The sequence below is a fragment of the Pseudoalteromonas aliena SW19 genome (assembly GCF_014905615.1).
In the GTDB taxonomy this organism is placed as follows: Bacteria; Pseudomonadota; Gammaproteobacteria; order Enterobacterales; family Alteromonadaceae; genus Pseudoalteromonas; species Pseudoalteromonas aliena.
Genome location: NZ_AQGU01000025.1, coordinates 986,993 through 1,002,197, shown reverse-complemented (window position 1 = coordinate 1,002,197; position 15,205 = coordinate 986,993). Strand labels below are relative to the sequence as shown.

The 15,205-nt window shown below is 38.5% G+C and carries 13 protein-coding genes; 5 read left to right on the top strand and 8 right to left on the bottom strand.

The features are described from left to right. The first annotated feature begins 279 nt into the window (after nucleotides 1-279). A complete protein-coding gene (locus PALI_RS10075; protein WP_193155743.1) occupies nucleotides 280-3,306 on the top strand; it encodes a bifunctional diguanylate cyclase/phosphodiesterase in 3,027 nt (1,008 codons plus the stop codon). Here PALI_RS10075 and PALI_RS10070 read toward each other — a convergent pair. Further along, complete coding sequence (locus tag PALI_RS10070; protein WP_077538598.1) at nucleotides 3,303-3,632, bottom strand: SUI1 family translation initiation factor; 330 nt, start codon at nucleotides 3,630-3,632, stop codon at nucleotides 3,303-3,305. The genes PALI_RS10075 and PALI_RS10070 overlap by 4 nt on opposite strands. A gap of 133 nt (nucleotides 3,633-3,765) precedes the next feature. Between PALI_RS10070 and PALI_RS10065 the strand changes: the two genes are divergently transcribed. The 4 genes from PALI_RS10065 to PALI_RS10050 all read left to right on the top strand — a co-directional run bounded on the left by PALI_RS10065 (nucleotide 3,766) and on the right by PALI_RS10050 (nucleotide 7,706). Beyond that, nucleotides 3,766-4,071 carry an STAS domain-containing protein gene (locus PALI_RS10065; RefSeq protein WP_077538596.1) on the top strand — a complete coding sequence of 102 codons (306 nt, stop codon included), beginning with the start codon at nucleotides 3,766-3,768 and terminating at the stop codon, nucleotides 4,069-4,071. Next, on the top strand, nucleotides 4,071-5,720 hold the full coding sequence (locus PALI_RS10060) for a fused response regulator/phosphatase (RefSeq protein ID WP_193155742.1): 1,650 nt from the start codon (nucleotides 4,071-4,073) through the stop codon (nucleotides 5,718-5,720). Before PALI_RS10065 ends, PALI_RS10060 begins: the two co-directional genes overlap by 1 nt. Before the next feature lie 55 nt (nucleotides 5,721-5,775). Next, nucleotides 5,776-6,435, top strand: a complete 660-nt coding sequence (locus PALI_RS10055) for a GAF domain-containing protein (protein WP_182703111.1) — start codon at nucleotides 5,776-5,778, stop codon at nucleotides 6,433-6,435. Between the two features lie 80 nt (nucleotides 6,436-6,515). Continuing rightward, complete coding sequence (locus PALI_RS10050) at nucleotides 6,516-7,706, top strand: amino acid aminotransferase (RefSeq protein ID WP_182703112.1); 1,191 nt, start codon at nucleotides 6,516-6,518, stop codon at nucleotides 7,704-7,706. Nucleotides 7,707-7,823: 117 nt separating this feature from the next. On the opposite strand, the gene PALI_RS10045 is transcribed toward PALI_RS10050, so the two are convergent. The 7 genes from PALI_RS10045 to PALI_RS10015 all read right to left on the bottom strand — a co-directional run bounded on the left by PALI_RS10045 (nucleotide 7,824) and on the right by PALI_RS10015 (nucleotide 15,205). Continuing rightward, nucleotides 7,824-8,684, bottom strand: coding sequence for a Tim44 domain-containing protein (locus PALI_RS10045; RefSeq protein ID WP_193155741.1), 861 nt, complete (start codon nucleotides 8,682-8,684; stop codon nucleotides 7,824-7,826). Between the two features lie 163 nt (nucleotides 8,685-8,847). Continuing rightward, nucleotides 8,848-9,600, bottom strand: a complete 753-nt coding sequence (locus PALI_RS10040) for a DUF3379 family protein (RefSeq protein ID WP_193155740.1) — start codon at nucleotides 9,598-9,600, stop codon at nucleotides 8,848-8,850. Beyond that, nucleotides 9,600-10,157, bottom strand: coding sequence for a sigma-70 family RNA polymerase sigma factor (locus PALI_RS10035; RefSeq protein ID WP_077538584.1), 558 nt, complete (start codon nucleotides 10,155-10,157; stop codon nucleotides 9,600-9,602). Before PALI_RS10035 ends, PALI_RS10040 begins: the two co-directional genes overlap by 1 nt. Nucleotides 10,158-10,217: 60 nt before the next feature. Further along, a complete protein-coding gene (locus PALI_RS10030; RefSeq protein ID WP_193155739.1) occupies nucleotides 10,218-11,876 on the bottom strand; it encodes a BatD family protein in 1,659 nt (552 codons plus the stop codon). Then, nucleotides 11,870-13,792: a VWA domain-containing protein gene (locus PALI_RS10025; RefSeq protein WP_193155738.1), complete on the bottom strand. Its 1,923-nt coding sequence runs from the start codon at nucleotides 13,790-13,792 to the stop codon at nucleotides 11,870-11,872. Before PALI_RS10025 ends, PALI_RS10030 begins: the two co-directional genes overlap by 7 nt. Then, nucleotides 13,792-14,778, bottom strand: a complete 987-nt coding sequence (locus PALI_RS10020; protein ID WP_193155737.1) for a vWA domain-containing protein — start codon at nucleotides 14,776-14,778, stop codon at nucleotides 13,792-13,794. The genes PALI_RS10025 and PALI_RS10020 overlap by 1 nt, the downstream gene beginning before the upstream one ends. Further along, nucleotides 14,771-15,205 (bottom strand): DUF4381 domain-containing protein, encoded by a 435-nt coding sequence (locus PALI_RS10015; RefSeq protein ID WP_193155736.1) that lies wholly within the window; start codon nucleotides 15,203-15,205, stop codon nucleotides 14,771-14,773. The genes PALI_RS10020 and PALI_RS10015 overlap by 8 nt, the downstream gene beginning before the upstream one ends.

Genomic DNA, 15,205 nt, shown 5'->3' with positions numbered 1-15,205 from the left:
TGGTCCGCTATTGACGCGTAAATCCGTCTTGTTTTCACTGAAAGTCTCGGGCTAGAGAAAAATAAATTTAAATATCATATAGTTCAATGTGTTAGTAAATCTCTTAACCCGAGTTAAGGTTAAGTAATTTGTACTTAATAGCAGACTAATCAGTATTTACTTTTAAGCGAGTACGATTTATGAAAAAGTTAACAAAAAATTTATAATTTAAGGTTCTGATCTGGTATATTTCGTAGTACTGACTTAAATAAAAATAATTATTAATAATAAGGCTGGCCTGTGGTGTATCGACGCCCTCCATCACGCTTTGGATTAAACTCTTTAAGTGTAAAATTATCACTGCTTATTTCTGCAATTTGTTTGATTGCGGGTGTGTGCGCTGCTGCCTTAATGCTCAAGTCAGAAGAAAAACAACTTGTATTTGAAGAGCACGAAGTACTAAAAAGCTCGACTGATTTATTAGTAAAACAGTTTAACGAAAAAGTTAACACAAAAGTAAATATTGCTGAGCAAGCAAATAGTGTTGTCGTCGAACAGCTTTTTTCAAAACAACAATCAATTAACCTAAGTAATAATGCTAAGTTGCAATTTAATAATGACGGTACAATTAGAAGTGCATCAGCAGATGGTATGTCAGCGGCTTATTTAGCCCAAAAAAATTACTCCCCTTTTTATAAGCAGTTAATTAATGATTCAGAATCGTTATGGCGAATAATCGCGCCAACATTAATACATGATTTTTTTAATTTTTATCTCATCACAAAAGACAATTTCATTCGAATCTCCCCACCTAATTGGGCATTAAATGCACCTGCAAACTTTAATTTTACAACGGGGACTACCTATAACGCAGTTCAAAAAAATATTAACCCGACTCAAGAGCCTAAGTGGTCAAAAGTTTACTACGACAAGGTGTGGAATAAATGGGTTATCAGCTTATTAGTGCCTATTTATGTAGAAAATGAGTTTTTGGGCGTGACAGGGAACGATATAGCGTTAAACACACTTATTTCACAGCTCCCTGTTGGTGATAAAGAAAAGCATTTACTTGTATTTGATAGTAAAGGTCAGCTATTAGCACATCCTGATGTTAGTCAGAATTTATTAGCTAACTATGGTAGTAAAGGGAAAACACTTAACACGCAAGATTTCGTTAATGACGAATTACAAGCCATTATTAATGAAGCTAGAACAATGCATCTTTCTGAATATGCAAACTCGTTTGAGCAAAATGACGAAGAACATATTATTAATATCCGTAAAATAGATGAATTAGATTGGTATATAGGTGTTTATAAAAAACGTTCATCTACGTTATCAGCGTTACAAGATTTAAAGCTGAAATTTTTTGGACTCTTTATTATGTACGCTGTTTTAGTTGCTTTGTTATTACATCAAGCACTCTATCAACTTGTACTTCGCAGATTGCACACTTTAGTTTATGCAGTTACAAATTTTGGTAAAGGGAATTTGCAAATAGAGTTCCCACCAGAAAATAAAGATGAGATAGGTACTCTCAATGGTTCATTTAGAGATATGACGGTAGAGATCCGTAAACTTATAGATGGCCTAACTCAACGCATTACAGAAAAAGAAATAGCTGAAAAAGCAGCAAACAGACTGTCCAAAGCGGTTGCATTTTCGGGTACTGGTGTGGTGATCACAAATGAAAACTTTATTATTGAATACGTAAACCCCAAAATGCTTGAAATGACAGGTTACCCAGAGAGTCATTTTAACAGAACCCCATTGTTGAGTATTATTGCTACCGAAATGGCTATTTTGGTTGACGACATTGATATTGATTTGCGAAGTCGCAATTATTGGCGAGGCGATACCCTTATCCAAGGCTTAGATAAGCAATCAATTTGGGTATCCCTTAGTGTGTCGCCAATCCGAGATGAGAGCGGTAAAATCACCAGTTATGTGGCGTCTGCACAAGATATTTCGTTTGTAAAAGAAAGCCAGCGAAAAATGGAGCAACTAGCTTATTTTGATACATTAACCGGGTTGGCAAACAGAACATTTTTTAGAATGCAACTTCGTAAATCTATGGCACTGGCTGAACGTGGGCATTACGCTTTTGCATTATTTTATTTTGATTTAGATGAATTTAAACGCATTAACGATACGCTGGGACACGATGCTGGGGATCAACTCTTGGTTGAGGTTGCAAACAGATTAAAAAAACGCCTGCGCGCAGAGGATACGATTGCACGCCTTGGTGGTGATGAATTTGCTGTTTTACTTAGTGGAATAGAGAGTCAAGAGCATGCAACAGATGTGGCAAACACGATCCAAAAAACGTTAAATGTTCCTATAAAGCTTAGCAGTAATGAAGTTATTATAAGTGCTAGCATTGGTATTACAATGGCGCCTTACGATAGCTTAGAAGAAGATCAGCTTTTAAAACATGCTGACTTAGCAATGTATGAGGCGAAGGCCAAAGGGCGTAATACATTCCACTTTTATAGCCAAGAATTGGATGCCGCAGCAAACGAACGTTTATTTATCGAAAATGAACTACGCCAAGCCTTAAGAGAAAAACAGTTTGTTATTTATTACCAACCTCAAGTTGATAGTCGTAATCAACAGGTAATGGGTTATGAAGCCTTGTTGAGATGGTTTCACCCAACCGAAGGGCTTATTCCTCCAACTAAATTTATTCCTATTGCAGAAGCGACCGGTTTAATTGTTGAATTAGGCGAGTGGGTATTACAAGAGTCATGCGACTTTGCGGTTAGGTTAAAAGAACAAGGTAGAGAAAACAATATTTCAATTAATTTGTCCGCTCGTCAGTTTAAAGATGCGAGTTTAGTTACCATGCTTAGCAAAATGATTATTAAGTCGGGAGTGTCGGCCAAACGCCTTCATTTAGAGCTAACCGAAAGCATGTTGATGGGTAATGTTGAAGCCGCAATCACACAATTACATGAACTTAAGGCATTAGGCGTTTCAATCTCAATAGACGATTTTGGAACTGGGTATTCGTCGCTAAGCTACTTAAAGCGATTCCCTGTTGATATATTAAAAATTGATCGCTCTTTCGTAAGAGATATTCCCGAAGACACCAATGATATGGAAATTACGGCGGCTATAATTGCAATGGCACAAAAGTTGAACATTAATGTAGTTGCTGAAGGTGTTGAAACAATAGAGCAAGTTCAATTTTTACAGAACAACAACTGCTTCGTTGTGCAAGGTTACTATTTTAGTGCGCCGATCCCAGAGCGTGAATTTCCTAGTTTGTTTGAGAAATTAAATAATATTCAGCGTATTGAAAACTTAAATAAAAATGCGGGTTAACCACCCGCAATTTTTACTTTAAATTTTAAGCCTTCTAAAATAGCTTTTAATTTATCGCGGTCGTCACCTTGTACTTCTATAACGCCCTCTTTAACAGCACCACCTTGACCCATTTTACTTTTAATTACTTTTGCTAATTTTTTTAGGTCATGCTCTTTTGGGTCTATACCTGTGACCAGCATAACGCCTTTTCCCTTACGACCTTTTGTCTGGCGTTCAATTCGTAAAAAACCGTCTTTGAATATCTTACCAGCGACCTCTTTTTCTGGCTTTGGTTGGCTTATTCTGCCCGTATCTGTTGAATATACTAACTGACTATCACTCATCTTTTACCTATAGATAAAATGAATTAAACAATGGCATAAATGATAGCAAATTTGCGCTTGTGTGTTTTTATTTTTGCTAATTACTTTTAACAGGTTATATTTAGTTCAAAGGAAATACTATTGAGAGCTTAAGATGAGTTTAACTAAAAATGAGTCTATTGATGGCACTACTTTAACAATACAAATTAAGGGTAAATTTGACTTTAATTTAGTGCAGTCTTTTCGACAAGCCTATGCGCAAATAAATGAGAGTATTATTAAAGTTGTTATTGATTTAAGAGAAACAGAGTATATGGATAGCTCAGCCCTTGGCATGTTATTAAATATGAGAAAAACAATAGAAAGCCAAGTTAGCACTATTCAAATAAGTAACTGCCAACCACAATTAAGGAAAATATTACAGATCTCACGTTTCGATAAAAAATTTGATATTAGCTAATGATCCATGTGCTCATTGTTGACGACCAAACGCTTAATCACATTTTACTTAGTAAGATGCTAGAGCAAGAAGGTTATAAAATATCGATGGCTCATAATGGGCTTGAAGCATTAAATGTATTAGAAAAAAACGAGATTGATGTTGTTTTACTCGATGTTTTAATGCCAGTGATGGACGGTTTTGAAGCTGCGCAGTTGATTAAACAGCGTTTTAACGAAGTATACTTACCAATTATTTTTATCACCTCGTTAGACGACCAAGCAAGTTTTGAGCGTTGTTTGGAGGTTGGGGGTGATGATTTTATTCATAAACCCTTCGATAAAGTTATATTACACGCAAAAATCAAAGCGCATAATCGCACTCGAGAGCTTAGCCAAAAAGCGAATCAACAAAAAAAAATGCTCCAATATCACCATAACCAGATAGAGCGTGAACATGAAATAATTGAGCATATTTTTAATAATTCGTTAGAAAATCAGGATAAGTTTAAGCAACATCTTGATTTTAACCTCTCTCCTGCCTCTATGTTTAATGGGGATATGTTTTTAGTCGCACAAAGCCCAATTGGTAATTTATATTGTATGCTTGGCGACTTTACTGGACATGGCCTTGCTGCTGCTATTGGTGCGTTACCAGCTTCTCACGTATTTTACTCCATGGTACAAAAAGGCATGGCGGTTAATGATATTGCAAGTGAGCTCAACACTCTGCTTTATAATTTATTACCCGGACACATGTTTTGTGCAGCCACAATTATAGAACTTAGTGCCTCAGGAAAAAGCATATCAGCATGGCTGGGAGGCCTACCAGATGCGTACCTAATTGATAAAGAAGGGTGTGTTAAACAACGACTAGAATCCCAGCATATGGCATTGGGTATTTTGGATGAAGATGAGTTTGAGCATGGTGTTATTCATTTTGAAACAAACCAGCAAATGCGCCTTGCACTAGCAACTGATGGCATTATCGAAACTGCGAATAAAGGCGACGAATTTTTTGGCGAAGAGCGCTTTTTAGATATATTAAAGAGTAGGCACATGATCAGCTGTAAAAATATAGTTGATGACGTCAGTGAATTTGCACAAGGTAATGTACAACAAGATGATGTAAGTATTGTTTTGCTCAATTGCTTACCGTTGACGGCAGAAAAGCAATCGATAGAAGTGTTTTCGACATTAGCTTTTAATTTATCATTAAGCTTAAATGCCAAACAAATAAAACAAACCGATCCTGTTTATGATTTAGTGAATATTTTAAGCAGTGTGGGCGGGCTAAAAGCGCATCGTTCAAATATATTTTTACTTCTCTCTGAGGCTTATAATAATGCGCTTGATCATGGTGTATTGGGTCTTGATTCTAATGTTAAGCATCAAGAAGATGGTTTTTTTAAGTATTACGAAATGCGAGAAAAAGCACTAGCGAAGCTCAGCGATGCAATGATTATTATTGATATGCGTTATTGCCCAGAGACCTTGAGTTTATACTTTATCATTTGTGATTCAGGACGCGGCTTTATTAGTAAAGCTGATGAGCTGGAAGCTAGCAATAATGAATTCGGCCGAGGATTATCATTGCTTGAAGAAATAGCTGAAAAGGTCACTTATAATGCCAGTGGGAACCAAGTGGAAATGTGCTATAAGTTGAGCTAGCTCTGTAAAAATATCCATGCTATTATCCCTTCACTATAGATGTATGGATGGCCAAATGATTTCCTCTTATTTAAATAAAGCACAACTAAGTGTTAATCCTACGCTGATTTCAGCAGAGCTTGAGAAGCTTGAACAACACCTCAAAAATACAGCTTTACCTGATGTTCGTTGGCAGTACCAAATACCGGAACTTGGCGAGGGCGGTGCATGCAGCTTATTTGGTTATTTACAGGATGAGCCATTCAAATTAACGGATTATATTAAAAGCAATGAGCAAACACAGCGTAAGCTGGCTAATTTACAAAGTATAGTGAGTTATATTGAATTACAAACGGGCGTGGATTGGTACGGTATTTATCAATCAACAAACACAAGTGAAGGTAAGCAGTTATTAAAACTAGCCTATCACGGGGCACCAAGTCGACCATTATTTCCGTTAACACAAGCATTTGCCACTGGTAGCAATAATGTGCAAGTTGCATTGTCTAACAAAGGACGTGTTATAAATAATGTTGAACAATACTTAGCTCAAGGTGGTGAGTATTATACGTGCGATCCAAAAGTTAAGTCTGAAGTGTGTTTGCCTTTGTTTAATCTTCAAAATGACTGTGTTGGTATCATTGATGCAGAAGCATTTAATAATGATTTTTTTGATGAGAAAGCGCTTGCAGTGCTAATCGCATGCTGTATTAAAATTCCTCACTTTTTAGTGTAAATAACACTAGTCAATGTGACGGGCTTTTATGTTAAGCTTAGCCTAACAGCTAACCCCTAAATAACGATAAGAGATAGCCAATGTTCTCAGTATTAAAACCATTACCAACCGACCCTATTCTTGGCCTTATGGCTGCATATAAACAAGATACGAATCCTAATAAAATAGATTTAGGCGTAGGTGTTTATAAAGATGAGCAAGGCAATACACCGGTTCTTAAATCGGTAAAAAAAGCAGAAGCATTTCGTCTCGAAAATGAAATCAGCAAGTCTTATATCGGTTTAGCGGGTAATTTAGATTATTGTCAAAAAATGGAGCAGTTACTATTAGGCGAGCATCAAGCGTTGCTAGCTAATCGCGTACGTACAGCACAGGCTCCTGGTGGAACTGGTGCACTGCGTGTTGCTGCTGAATTTATTGCTCGTTGCAATGCAAAAGCAACGATATGGGTTACTAACCCTACATGGGCCAATCACATTAGTTTATTTGAAGCCGCAGGCTTAACGGTAAAAGAATACCCATATTACGACTATGAAAATAAAGATCTATTATTTGATGAAATGATCAATACCCTAAAGCAAGTGCCTAAAGGTGATGTTGTTTTACTTCATGCATGTTGTCATAACCCAAGTGGCATGGATTTAAGTGAAACACAGTGGAATATAGTCGCTGAACTAGCAAAAGATGTTGGCTTTACACCGCTTATTGATATTGCATACCAAGGCTTTGGCGCATCACTTGAAGAAGATGCACGCGGTTTGCGTATTTTAGCTAATGCGGTTGAAGAGCTTATTATTTGTTCTTCATGCTCTAAAAACTTTGGCTTATATCGTGAACGTATTGGTGCCTGCTCACTTATTGCAAAAGACAGCGCAGCGGCTGATATTTCAAACTCGGTAATGCTAAGTGTCGTTCGTAGCATTTATTCAATGCCGCCAGCGCATGGTGCAGACATAGTAAATACTATTTTGAGCAGCACAGAACTGACACAAATGTGGCATTCTGAGCTTGATGAAATGCGAAACCGTATTAACGGTTTACGTAGCCTGATCAAAGAAACGCTAGCGACTAAAGACATCGCTCAAGATTTTTCATTTATTGAGCGCCAAAACGGTATGTTTTCTTTCTTAGGTATTAATAAAGAGCAAATTGCTCGCCTGCAAAAAGAATACGCAATTTATATTGTTGGCTCTAGCCGCGTAAATATAGCGGGTGTTAGTAAAGCAAATATTGATTACTTTGCTAATGCGGTTGCTGCTGTATGTAAATAATAGTAATCGTATAAAGTTAATGCTCCCTCATTATTGAGCTATTTTTAATTAATGAGGAAGCATTAAATTAACAGTATCGCTTTTATATTTAACCCTAGTTCGGGTAATTAACGAAAATTATTTATCAATTAAATCTTCAACACCTACAATTAACCAAGGCGCATCATCTGCGAGCTCACGCTCTAAGTGCCAAATTTCTAAGATAGGCTGCTCTTTTTTATCGCCTAAATCACGATACTTCCCGCTAAAGCGAACACTCATTTGCCATAAATTGGCATTAGTATCTGCACGGACAAGCTCAGCATCAATAAACATAACTTCAGTGTCTACGTTTTCTATGGCTTCACGCTCAGTTGTAAACTCGGCAACAAGTTCAGGGCTCAAGTATTCAGCCATTGTGGTGTAATCAGCATTATTCCAGGCAGTTTGTAGCGTATGGTAATGACTACGGGCACCTTGTAAAAAACCATTTACGTCAAAGTTAGATGGTAAATTAAAAGGAACATCTGGGGCTTGTGGTGCGTTGCTTGCAAAGCCTGTACTTGTCGTTTGCTCTATAGGCGCTTGTTTAAACGCATTTTGCTGAGCACTTGTACCTGCAAGCTTACCATCTGCAAGTTGCGGTGCACGATTAGCACGTAAAAAGCCTGTTATTAATTTGAATAAAATAAAGAGTCCACCGGCTAATAAAATCATTTCTAGCAACTGAAAACCTTCAAAATTGTCGCCTAGCATAGCTGCAATTAAGCCACCAGCTAAGAGCCCACCAAGTACACCAGCCATAATGCCTTTTTTATTTGATTTAGCTTTAGGTGCAGCCGTTGGGGTTGTTGTATCGGCTTTTTGTTTTTGCGCTGTTTGTTGTGTTGCAGGCGTTTTTCCGCGTTTACTGCTGCCAAACTTTTTACGTGCCTGTACATCAAAACTGGCAGTACATAATAATGCCAATAGTGAAAAAATAACGATGATGTTTTTCATGAAAATCCTTAATTTTAATCGAGCCGCGATTATAATTTACTTTCATGAGGAATTTAATTAATTACTTTAAAAATCAGAGGTTTTAAGTATAAAAGGAAGAATTTATTAGATGTTACTTAATAAAAAACCGCTCAGTAAAAACTAAGCGGTGAATTTGTTTGTTTTAAAGCCAGCGAATGGCGCCTGTAACGCGTTCGTTATAAATATTGAGAGGAGCTCCAACACTTGCCACTAAAATAGTATCTGCTTGTGAGCCTCGATTGATATGACCTTCAAAACGCTCATCACGAAAATTATCATCGCCAAAGCCAAATGACTTATTTTCAGAAGGCACTATAAATACAGTCATAGGACCAAAGTCAGATTCAAAAATTAAATGTAAGCCTTTTTCACCTTTAAAATCGCAAAACATCGCATAGGTTATTGCACCTGGTAGCTCTTCGATATGACCGCCTAAAACAGCGAGCTTGTCGTTAACGCTTTGCAAGCTAATCGGTTCTTTCTTATCAAGTGCATTAATTTCGTAGTACACGTGGGCGAGGGCATGTTCACCTGCTTCGTGGGCAATATTTTGCTCTGTACTCATAAAAAATGCACCAATAGCGACGAAAAATGATGCCGCTAATGCAAGATGTACGCGATCAAATTTAAATCGCGAGCGGGCATCTACTACATTGTCACCAGCTGCTTGTTCATCTTGCAACGCTTTTTCTTTTAATGATGTGTTTAAAAGAATGCGATCCGCAAGATTTTCAGGCACAGGTATATCAAGCGCATCTTGGATATATTGATCAAATTCTTTCATGTCGTTAATAAAACTTTGTCGCTCTGGGTTATTGTCGGCAAACTCCATAAGCTCCTTATCAATGTCGTTTGGCTGCGCAATAGTGCGGCGACGAAACTCAAGTTCATCCATTATTTTGATGCCCCTTTAAGTTGTTCATCATCACGGCTTAAGGCCTCTTTAAGTTGATTTCTAGCACGGTATAAACGAGTCATTACCGTGTTTTTATTTAAATCGAGTATGTCTGCAATTTCTTCACCAGAGCACCCCATTACAACTTGTAATAATAATGGCTCACGGTATTCATCTGACAATAGTGCAATTTGACGTTGAATTACCGTTTGTTCCATTTCATCGTCTAATGAATGGCTGGTTTCATCAACAAGCGTGTCGTTTTCTACGTCGCTGTAATCAAACTGTTTACGTTCAAATCTGCGTGCATTTTCTCTGCGTAATATAGTCAGTAGCCATGGTTTAGCTGCTTTTTGGTCAAGCAAAGAGTCAAGTGAACGCCAAGCACGTAAAAACGTTTCTTGGACTAAATCATCTGCTATGTGCGGATCTCGGCACAACCAATAAGCAAAGCGATAAAGCTCCTTATTGTAAACGTGCACCAAGGCTTCATAGCGTTTTTGTTTCTCTACCATATTAATTAAGACCTGATTGTTTGATTTTTTCTTTCCAAGCATAAGTACTTTTTTATTAAAAATTATAATTTATTGCAAAAGAAGACCTGAGTATCGTAGTAATTATTTATAAAGATCTTTTAATACAGGTTGTTGCGACTTTGATGCTTGAGCTTGATATTTCTCAAGAATTTTAATGATAGCATTAAGCTCGCAGCTTGTAGCTTTATTACTATAAAGTTGTGCCTGTAGTTGGGCAATATGGCTATCTAATTGGCTGTCATTTACAGCGTCGCGTAATGCATCGATTGAACCCACATTTTTATTTGTAATCTGCACTGCATAATTATTAAGCTCATTATAAAATGCTTTATTGTCGTTTAATTTTGCGGCTGCAACCAGCTTTTTTAAACTAGGTTGATTAATGGTGCTTGCAGTAGGCTGTGATTTTTTTATGGTGTTTTTAGTAGAACGGTTAAACCAATAAAACATCACAGTCGCAATCCATAAAACATAACCCAATACTGCAACAATAATAAGCCATAGAGGCGTTTGATTTTGTACTTGCACTGATTGTGTATGTGAGACGTTTACATTGTTATTTGGCGCAGGAGCTAGCGTATTTACATTTTGCTGGCTGTTATTTATTGCCGGGCTAATGGCATTACTGCTTGGTATTACAGTCACTGTTCGCGCTGGGAGTGTAGCCATGCTAATACGATTCATTTTTGTATTAAACCAAGGTAGCTTTATTTCAGGCAGGGTGTAAGTCCCCGGTTTTTGTGGTAGCAACGCATACGAAGCAGTTTGTTGCGATACAACTCGACCATCACGTACTGCATTGTTATTTTCTTTTTTATCAGGGTAACTACGTATGCCATCAATGGTGGGCATAGAAATTTCAGGTAATTGCTCTTTTGTGACACCAAGTGCGGTCAGTGTAATTGTTCGTGTGATAGGTGTACCTACTTCGACGGTATTATCGTTAGGCTGCCACTCTTCGTTAAGGTTAACTAGCTCACTTGGTAACCACGCACCTTTATAATCACTTGGAATGGGTTTGATCTCTAGTTGCTGATCGTCGCCAAGGGCCGACACTTCTAATTGTCGGTAATTTTGTTGTACTCGACCTTGAAAAGCAGGGCCCGCAATTGTGTAAGCGCCACTTTTTTGCGGCTGGATCAAATACTCTCGAGTAATAACGAGGTAGCGTTTACCGTCAACAAGTTCATAACTCTCTTTTTGTTTACCTAATTGGGTCAGCTGAGCGTCTTCCATACTTGGTGTGCTTAAACTGCCATCAAGTAGTTCTTTCGCCAGATAAAGTTTAACAGTATAGACACCGGCTTCTTGCACAAATAATGAATTACTCGAGAGCGACGTTTTTAAAAATATTTCGTTATTTTTATCTGCATCAACAGAGCGTTTTGCCACTTTTAGTTTAATAGGCTGTGAGGTTAACCCCGCAACGCTAAATGCTGGGATTGTGTAATCGCCCTCTGCACGGGTCATTAACTTTACAGACCACGTAGTTTGTTTATTTATACTGCCGTTAACAATATTGGTGCGCGAGCTTAAGCTAGTCGGTCCTACCACAAAGTCTTTTAATAGTGCTGACGTATCAGGCTGATCGCCTTTAACGGTATCATCTACCGATATATTAAGCATAAAAAACTCACCCGCTAACACAGGGTTTTTATTTACGCTGGCTTCTAATTTGGTGGCAGCCCACAAAGGCATCGCACTTAACAGCAATAAACAGCAAAATAATCGCATTACCATGATTTTTCGACTCCTGTAGGGCGACGTTTATATTGTCTTTTTTGGGCTTCTAATTGCATTTTATTCCGTAATAAAATAGCCGGATCATCCGGTACTTTTCTAAGTAATTGATTAATCTGTTGGGCTTTTTCTTTTTCTTCATTAGTGAGCTCACTGGCTTGAGCTTGCATAGCCTCTTGCTGCGCATTTTGTTTTTGCTCATCAGTGGCAGGTTGCTCACTCATTGCCTTTGGCTTATTTTGTTGCTGCTCGTCTTTTTTGGGTTGCTCAGCGTCTTTATTTTGCCCTTGTTCACTTTGTGGCTGGGCTTGCATATCAGGTTCATTTTGTTTGTCTGATTGCTCGCCTTGTTGATCTTTTGATTGTTCAGGCTCTTTATCCGATTTTTCATCGCTCGGGCTCTGACTTTCGTTTTCGCCTTTTTCAGAGTCGCTTTTATCACCATTTTGTTGCTGATCCTGCTTTGACTCATCAGAATTTTGTCCTTGCTTTTGATCATCTTTTTTCTGGCTATCATCTTGGTCTTTAGAGTCGTCGCCGTCGCTTTGCTGATCTTGCTGGTTTTGTTGCTCTTGTTGATTTAGTAATTGCTCAACCAAGGCTTGGTTATCGGCTGCTTGCGTAAAGTCATCTTGTAAGGCTTGGGCTTGTTTATAAGCTTCAATAGCGTCCTCAAGCTTGCCAGCTTTGGCAAGGGCATTACCGTAGTTGTATAAACCGGTAGCCGACTTATCACTATTAAATTCATTAAGTGCAGCATCAAAATTACCTTGCTGATAAAGCGCAGCGCCTTTTAGCTCACTCGATTGAGCCTGTGTTGCTGCCTCGTATTCTTTATTTTTATACGCCTGCAATGCACGTTGATCTGCATTTTTCAAAAGAGTAGGGAGCTCTACGGCATATGCATTTTGCTGCGGTAAAAAGCCAAAAGCTAAAAATGCGCCTAACAAGGCGGCGCGTCTAAATAAATACAAGCCAAATGGCAGTAATAACAAGAGTCCGTATATACCTGCATCTATTCGCCAAAGCGCATGGCTTTGTTTTTCGTCTTTCAATAATTCACTCTGTGCATTTGGGGCAAACGTACTTATGTCGTTATTACTAGGTTGGTAACTAGCAAATTTACCACCACTGCTCGATGCTAAATTTTTAAGCTGGTTGGCATTGAGTGTAGGTACTACAATTTGGCCGTATCTGTCTTTCAAAAAACCACCTTCAGGTAACTTAATTGGAGCGCCTTGAGCGGTCCCTACGCCATATATATTTAATCTATATTGGGTGTTACTGGTAAAGCTACTTACGTCGCTTTGTTCTTGTTGGTCAATACCGTCAGTCACTAAAATAATGTCGCCATCAATATAGCCCGCTTGCGTTAATAGCTCTTTGGCCATATCAAGACCGGCTAAAACGTTTGAGCCTTTGTCAGGCATTATTTCAGGGCTTAAGCTTGGAATTAAGTTGCTGAGTGTTGCAGCGTCGTTTGTCAGTGGCGATATTGTATAGGCCGTTCCTGCGTAAGCGACAAGCGCGGTATCACCTTCTTTGAATAGTTCAATCATATCAAGCGCTTTAAAGCGTGATTGCATTAACCGATTTGGTAAAATATCGGTGCTGTACATCGAGTACGACATGTCCATAACAATTACACGGGCACTTTTACTTTGAAATACAGGAACTTGTTTTTTCTCAAAACTAGGTCCAGCACTAAATAAAATGCCAAGGCTGCAAAATAATGCAACAAGCCAAAGTGGCTGGCTGGCTTTAGTGTTTGCTTCGCTCATTATAAATTGTGCTAAATGCGGTGCAATTAGCTGCTCACTGGTGGTTTTTTTATGCTTAATTAAGGCAACAAAAAATAATGCCACAGCAGGTATGAGTAACCATAGAAGAGCGGGGCGAATAAATTCAAAATCCATCAGTTTGGCTCCTTCAATGCACGCAGTGTACTAAGTATTACTTTTAAGCTAATCAGTAAAATAGCGATAAGTAACGGGTAGTAAAATAATGAGCTTTGTGGGCGAAATGTTTGTTCATCCGCGCTAATAGGTTCAAGCTTATCAAGCTCTGCGTAAATTTGTTGAAGGCCTGCTACATCTTTCGCTCTAAAGTATAATCCGCCAGTTTGCTCGGCAATTTTTTTAAGTAAGCTTTCATCTAAATTACTGCCACCAGAGCCACCCATATTAAATAAGCTAAAGCCGCGCGGATTATCTGAGCCAACGCCAATGGTGTACACTTTAATCCCTTCTTCGCGAGCTAGCAGTAAGGCATCTTCGGGGTTTAGGTTACCTGCGGTGTTTTGTCCGTCGGTTAATAGCACCACAATACGATTGCTTTTATCTTTATTGGCAAAACGTTTTACCGAAAGACCCAATGCATCACCAATAGCTGTGGCGCGCCCGACTAAACCAATTTGCGCTTCACTGAGCATTTTACTTACTGTTTTAACGTCGCGGGTGAGCGGGGTTTGTAAAAACGCGGTATCGCCAAATAATATCAGCCCAAGCCTATCTCCTTGACGCTGCTCTATAAAATCACTGAGTACGGCTTTTACCATAGTAAGGCGGTCAACATATTGGCCATTGTAAGCCATGTCTTGTTCGGTCATAGAGCCTGATAAATCAACCGCTAGCATTATATCGCGGCCTTCATTTGGTAATGAAATTGGCTCATCTAACCATGTTGGATTGGCGGCAGCCGTCACAAGCAATAACCAAATTATCCATTCGAGGGGATTTAAACGTCGCGACTGTGGCTCAATACTTTGGCTGGTTAAATTATGCTTTGCAAAACTGGGTATACGTAAACGCGTATTAGCGTTACTCGCAGCGGGTTTTAATAGTAAAAGTAACAAAGGCAAGGGGAGTAATAAAAATAACCATGGCCAGCTAAATTCAAACATGGACTGGCTCCTTTACTTTAAATTGTTTAATACCTTGGCGAAATTTTTCGCACAGTGTTGTATCTTTTTGGTTGGGGTTATACAAGCTTAGTATTTCTTGTTCTGTAAAGTTTAAACCGGTAAGCGTATTAAGCGTGGTGCACCATTTTGCAGTAGGTTGCGCAGCAAGGCGCTTGTCGTAATACTCAAGCACTAAACGTTTTAAAATAATATGCAGTTGCTGAGGGTTTTGCTCACTTTGGCTTAATGCTATTGCATAGCGTTTAGGCTTTTTAAATTTATGTTTTTTGTAAAATATATAAATAGCTGTGCACAGTGTTAAAAACAGCAGTGCAATAATAACCCACCAAGCGGGGGCGAGTGGCCACCAATTTACTTGGCTTGGCGCTATTATGTCGTGCAGTCCATCGAGTGGATTGGTTTGCAT

Excerpts from the sequence above, each read along its gene's own strand:
- PALI_RS10055 (WP_182703111.1), top strand. The coding sequence starts at position 5,776 with ATGATTTCCTCTTATTTAAATAAAGCACAACTAAGTGTTAATCCTACG.
- PALI_RS10035 (WP_077538584.1), bottom strand. The coding sequence starts at position 10,157 with ATGCTTGGAAAGAAAAAATCAAACAATCAGGTCTTAATTAATATGGTA.
- PALI_RS10065 (WP_077538596.1), top strand. The coding sequence starts at position 3,766 with ATGAGTTTAACTAAAAATGAGTCTATTGATGGCACTACTTTAACAATA.
- PALI_RS10030 (WP_193155739.1), bottom strand. The coding sequence starts at position 11,876 with ATGGTAATGCGATTATTTTGCTGTTTATTGCTGTTAAGTGCGATGCCT.
- PALI_RS10040 (WP_193155740.1), bottom strand. The coding sequence starts at position 9,600 with ATGGATGAACTTGAGTTTCGTCGCCGCACTATTGCGCAGCCAAACGAC.
- PALI_RS10070 (WP_077538598.1), bottom strand. The coding sequence starts at position 3,632 with ATGAGTGATAGTCAGTTAGTATATTCAACAGATACGGGCAGAATAAGC.
- PALI_RS10050 (WP_182703112.1), top strand. The coding sequence starts at position 6,516 with ATGTTCTCAGTATTAAAACCATTACCAACCGACCCTATTCTTGGCCTT.
- PALI_RS10060 (WP_193155742.1), top strand. The coding sequence starts at position 4,071 with ATGATCCATGTGCTCATTGTTGACGACCAAACGCTTAATCACATTTTA.
- PALI_RS10045 (WP_193155741.1), bottom strand. The coding sequence starts at position 8,684 with ATGAAAAACATCATCGTTATTTTTTCACTATTGGCATTATTATGTACT.
- PALI_RS10020 (WP_193155737.1), bottom strand. The coding sequence starts at position 14,778 with ATGTTTGAATTTAGCTGGCCATGGTTATTTTTATTACTCCCCTTGCCT.
- PALI_RS10015 (WP_193155736.1), bottom strand. The coding sequence starts at position 15,205 with ATGCAAACCAATCCACTCGATGGACTGCACGACATAATAGCGCCAAGC.
- PALI_RS10025 (WP_193155738.1), bottom strand. The coding sequence starts at position 13,792 with ATGGATTTTGAATTTATTCGCCCCGCTCTTCTATGGTTACTCATACCT.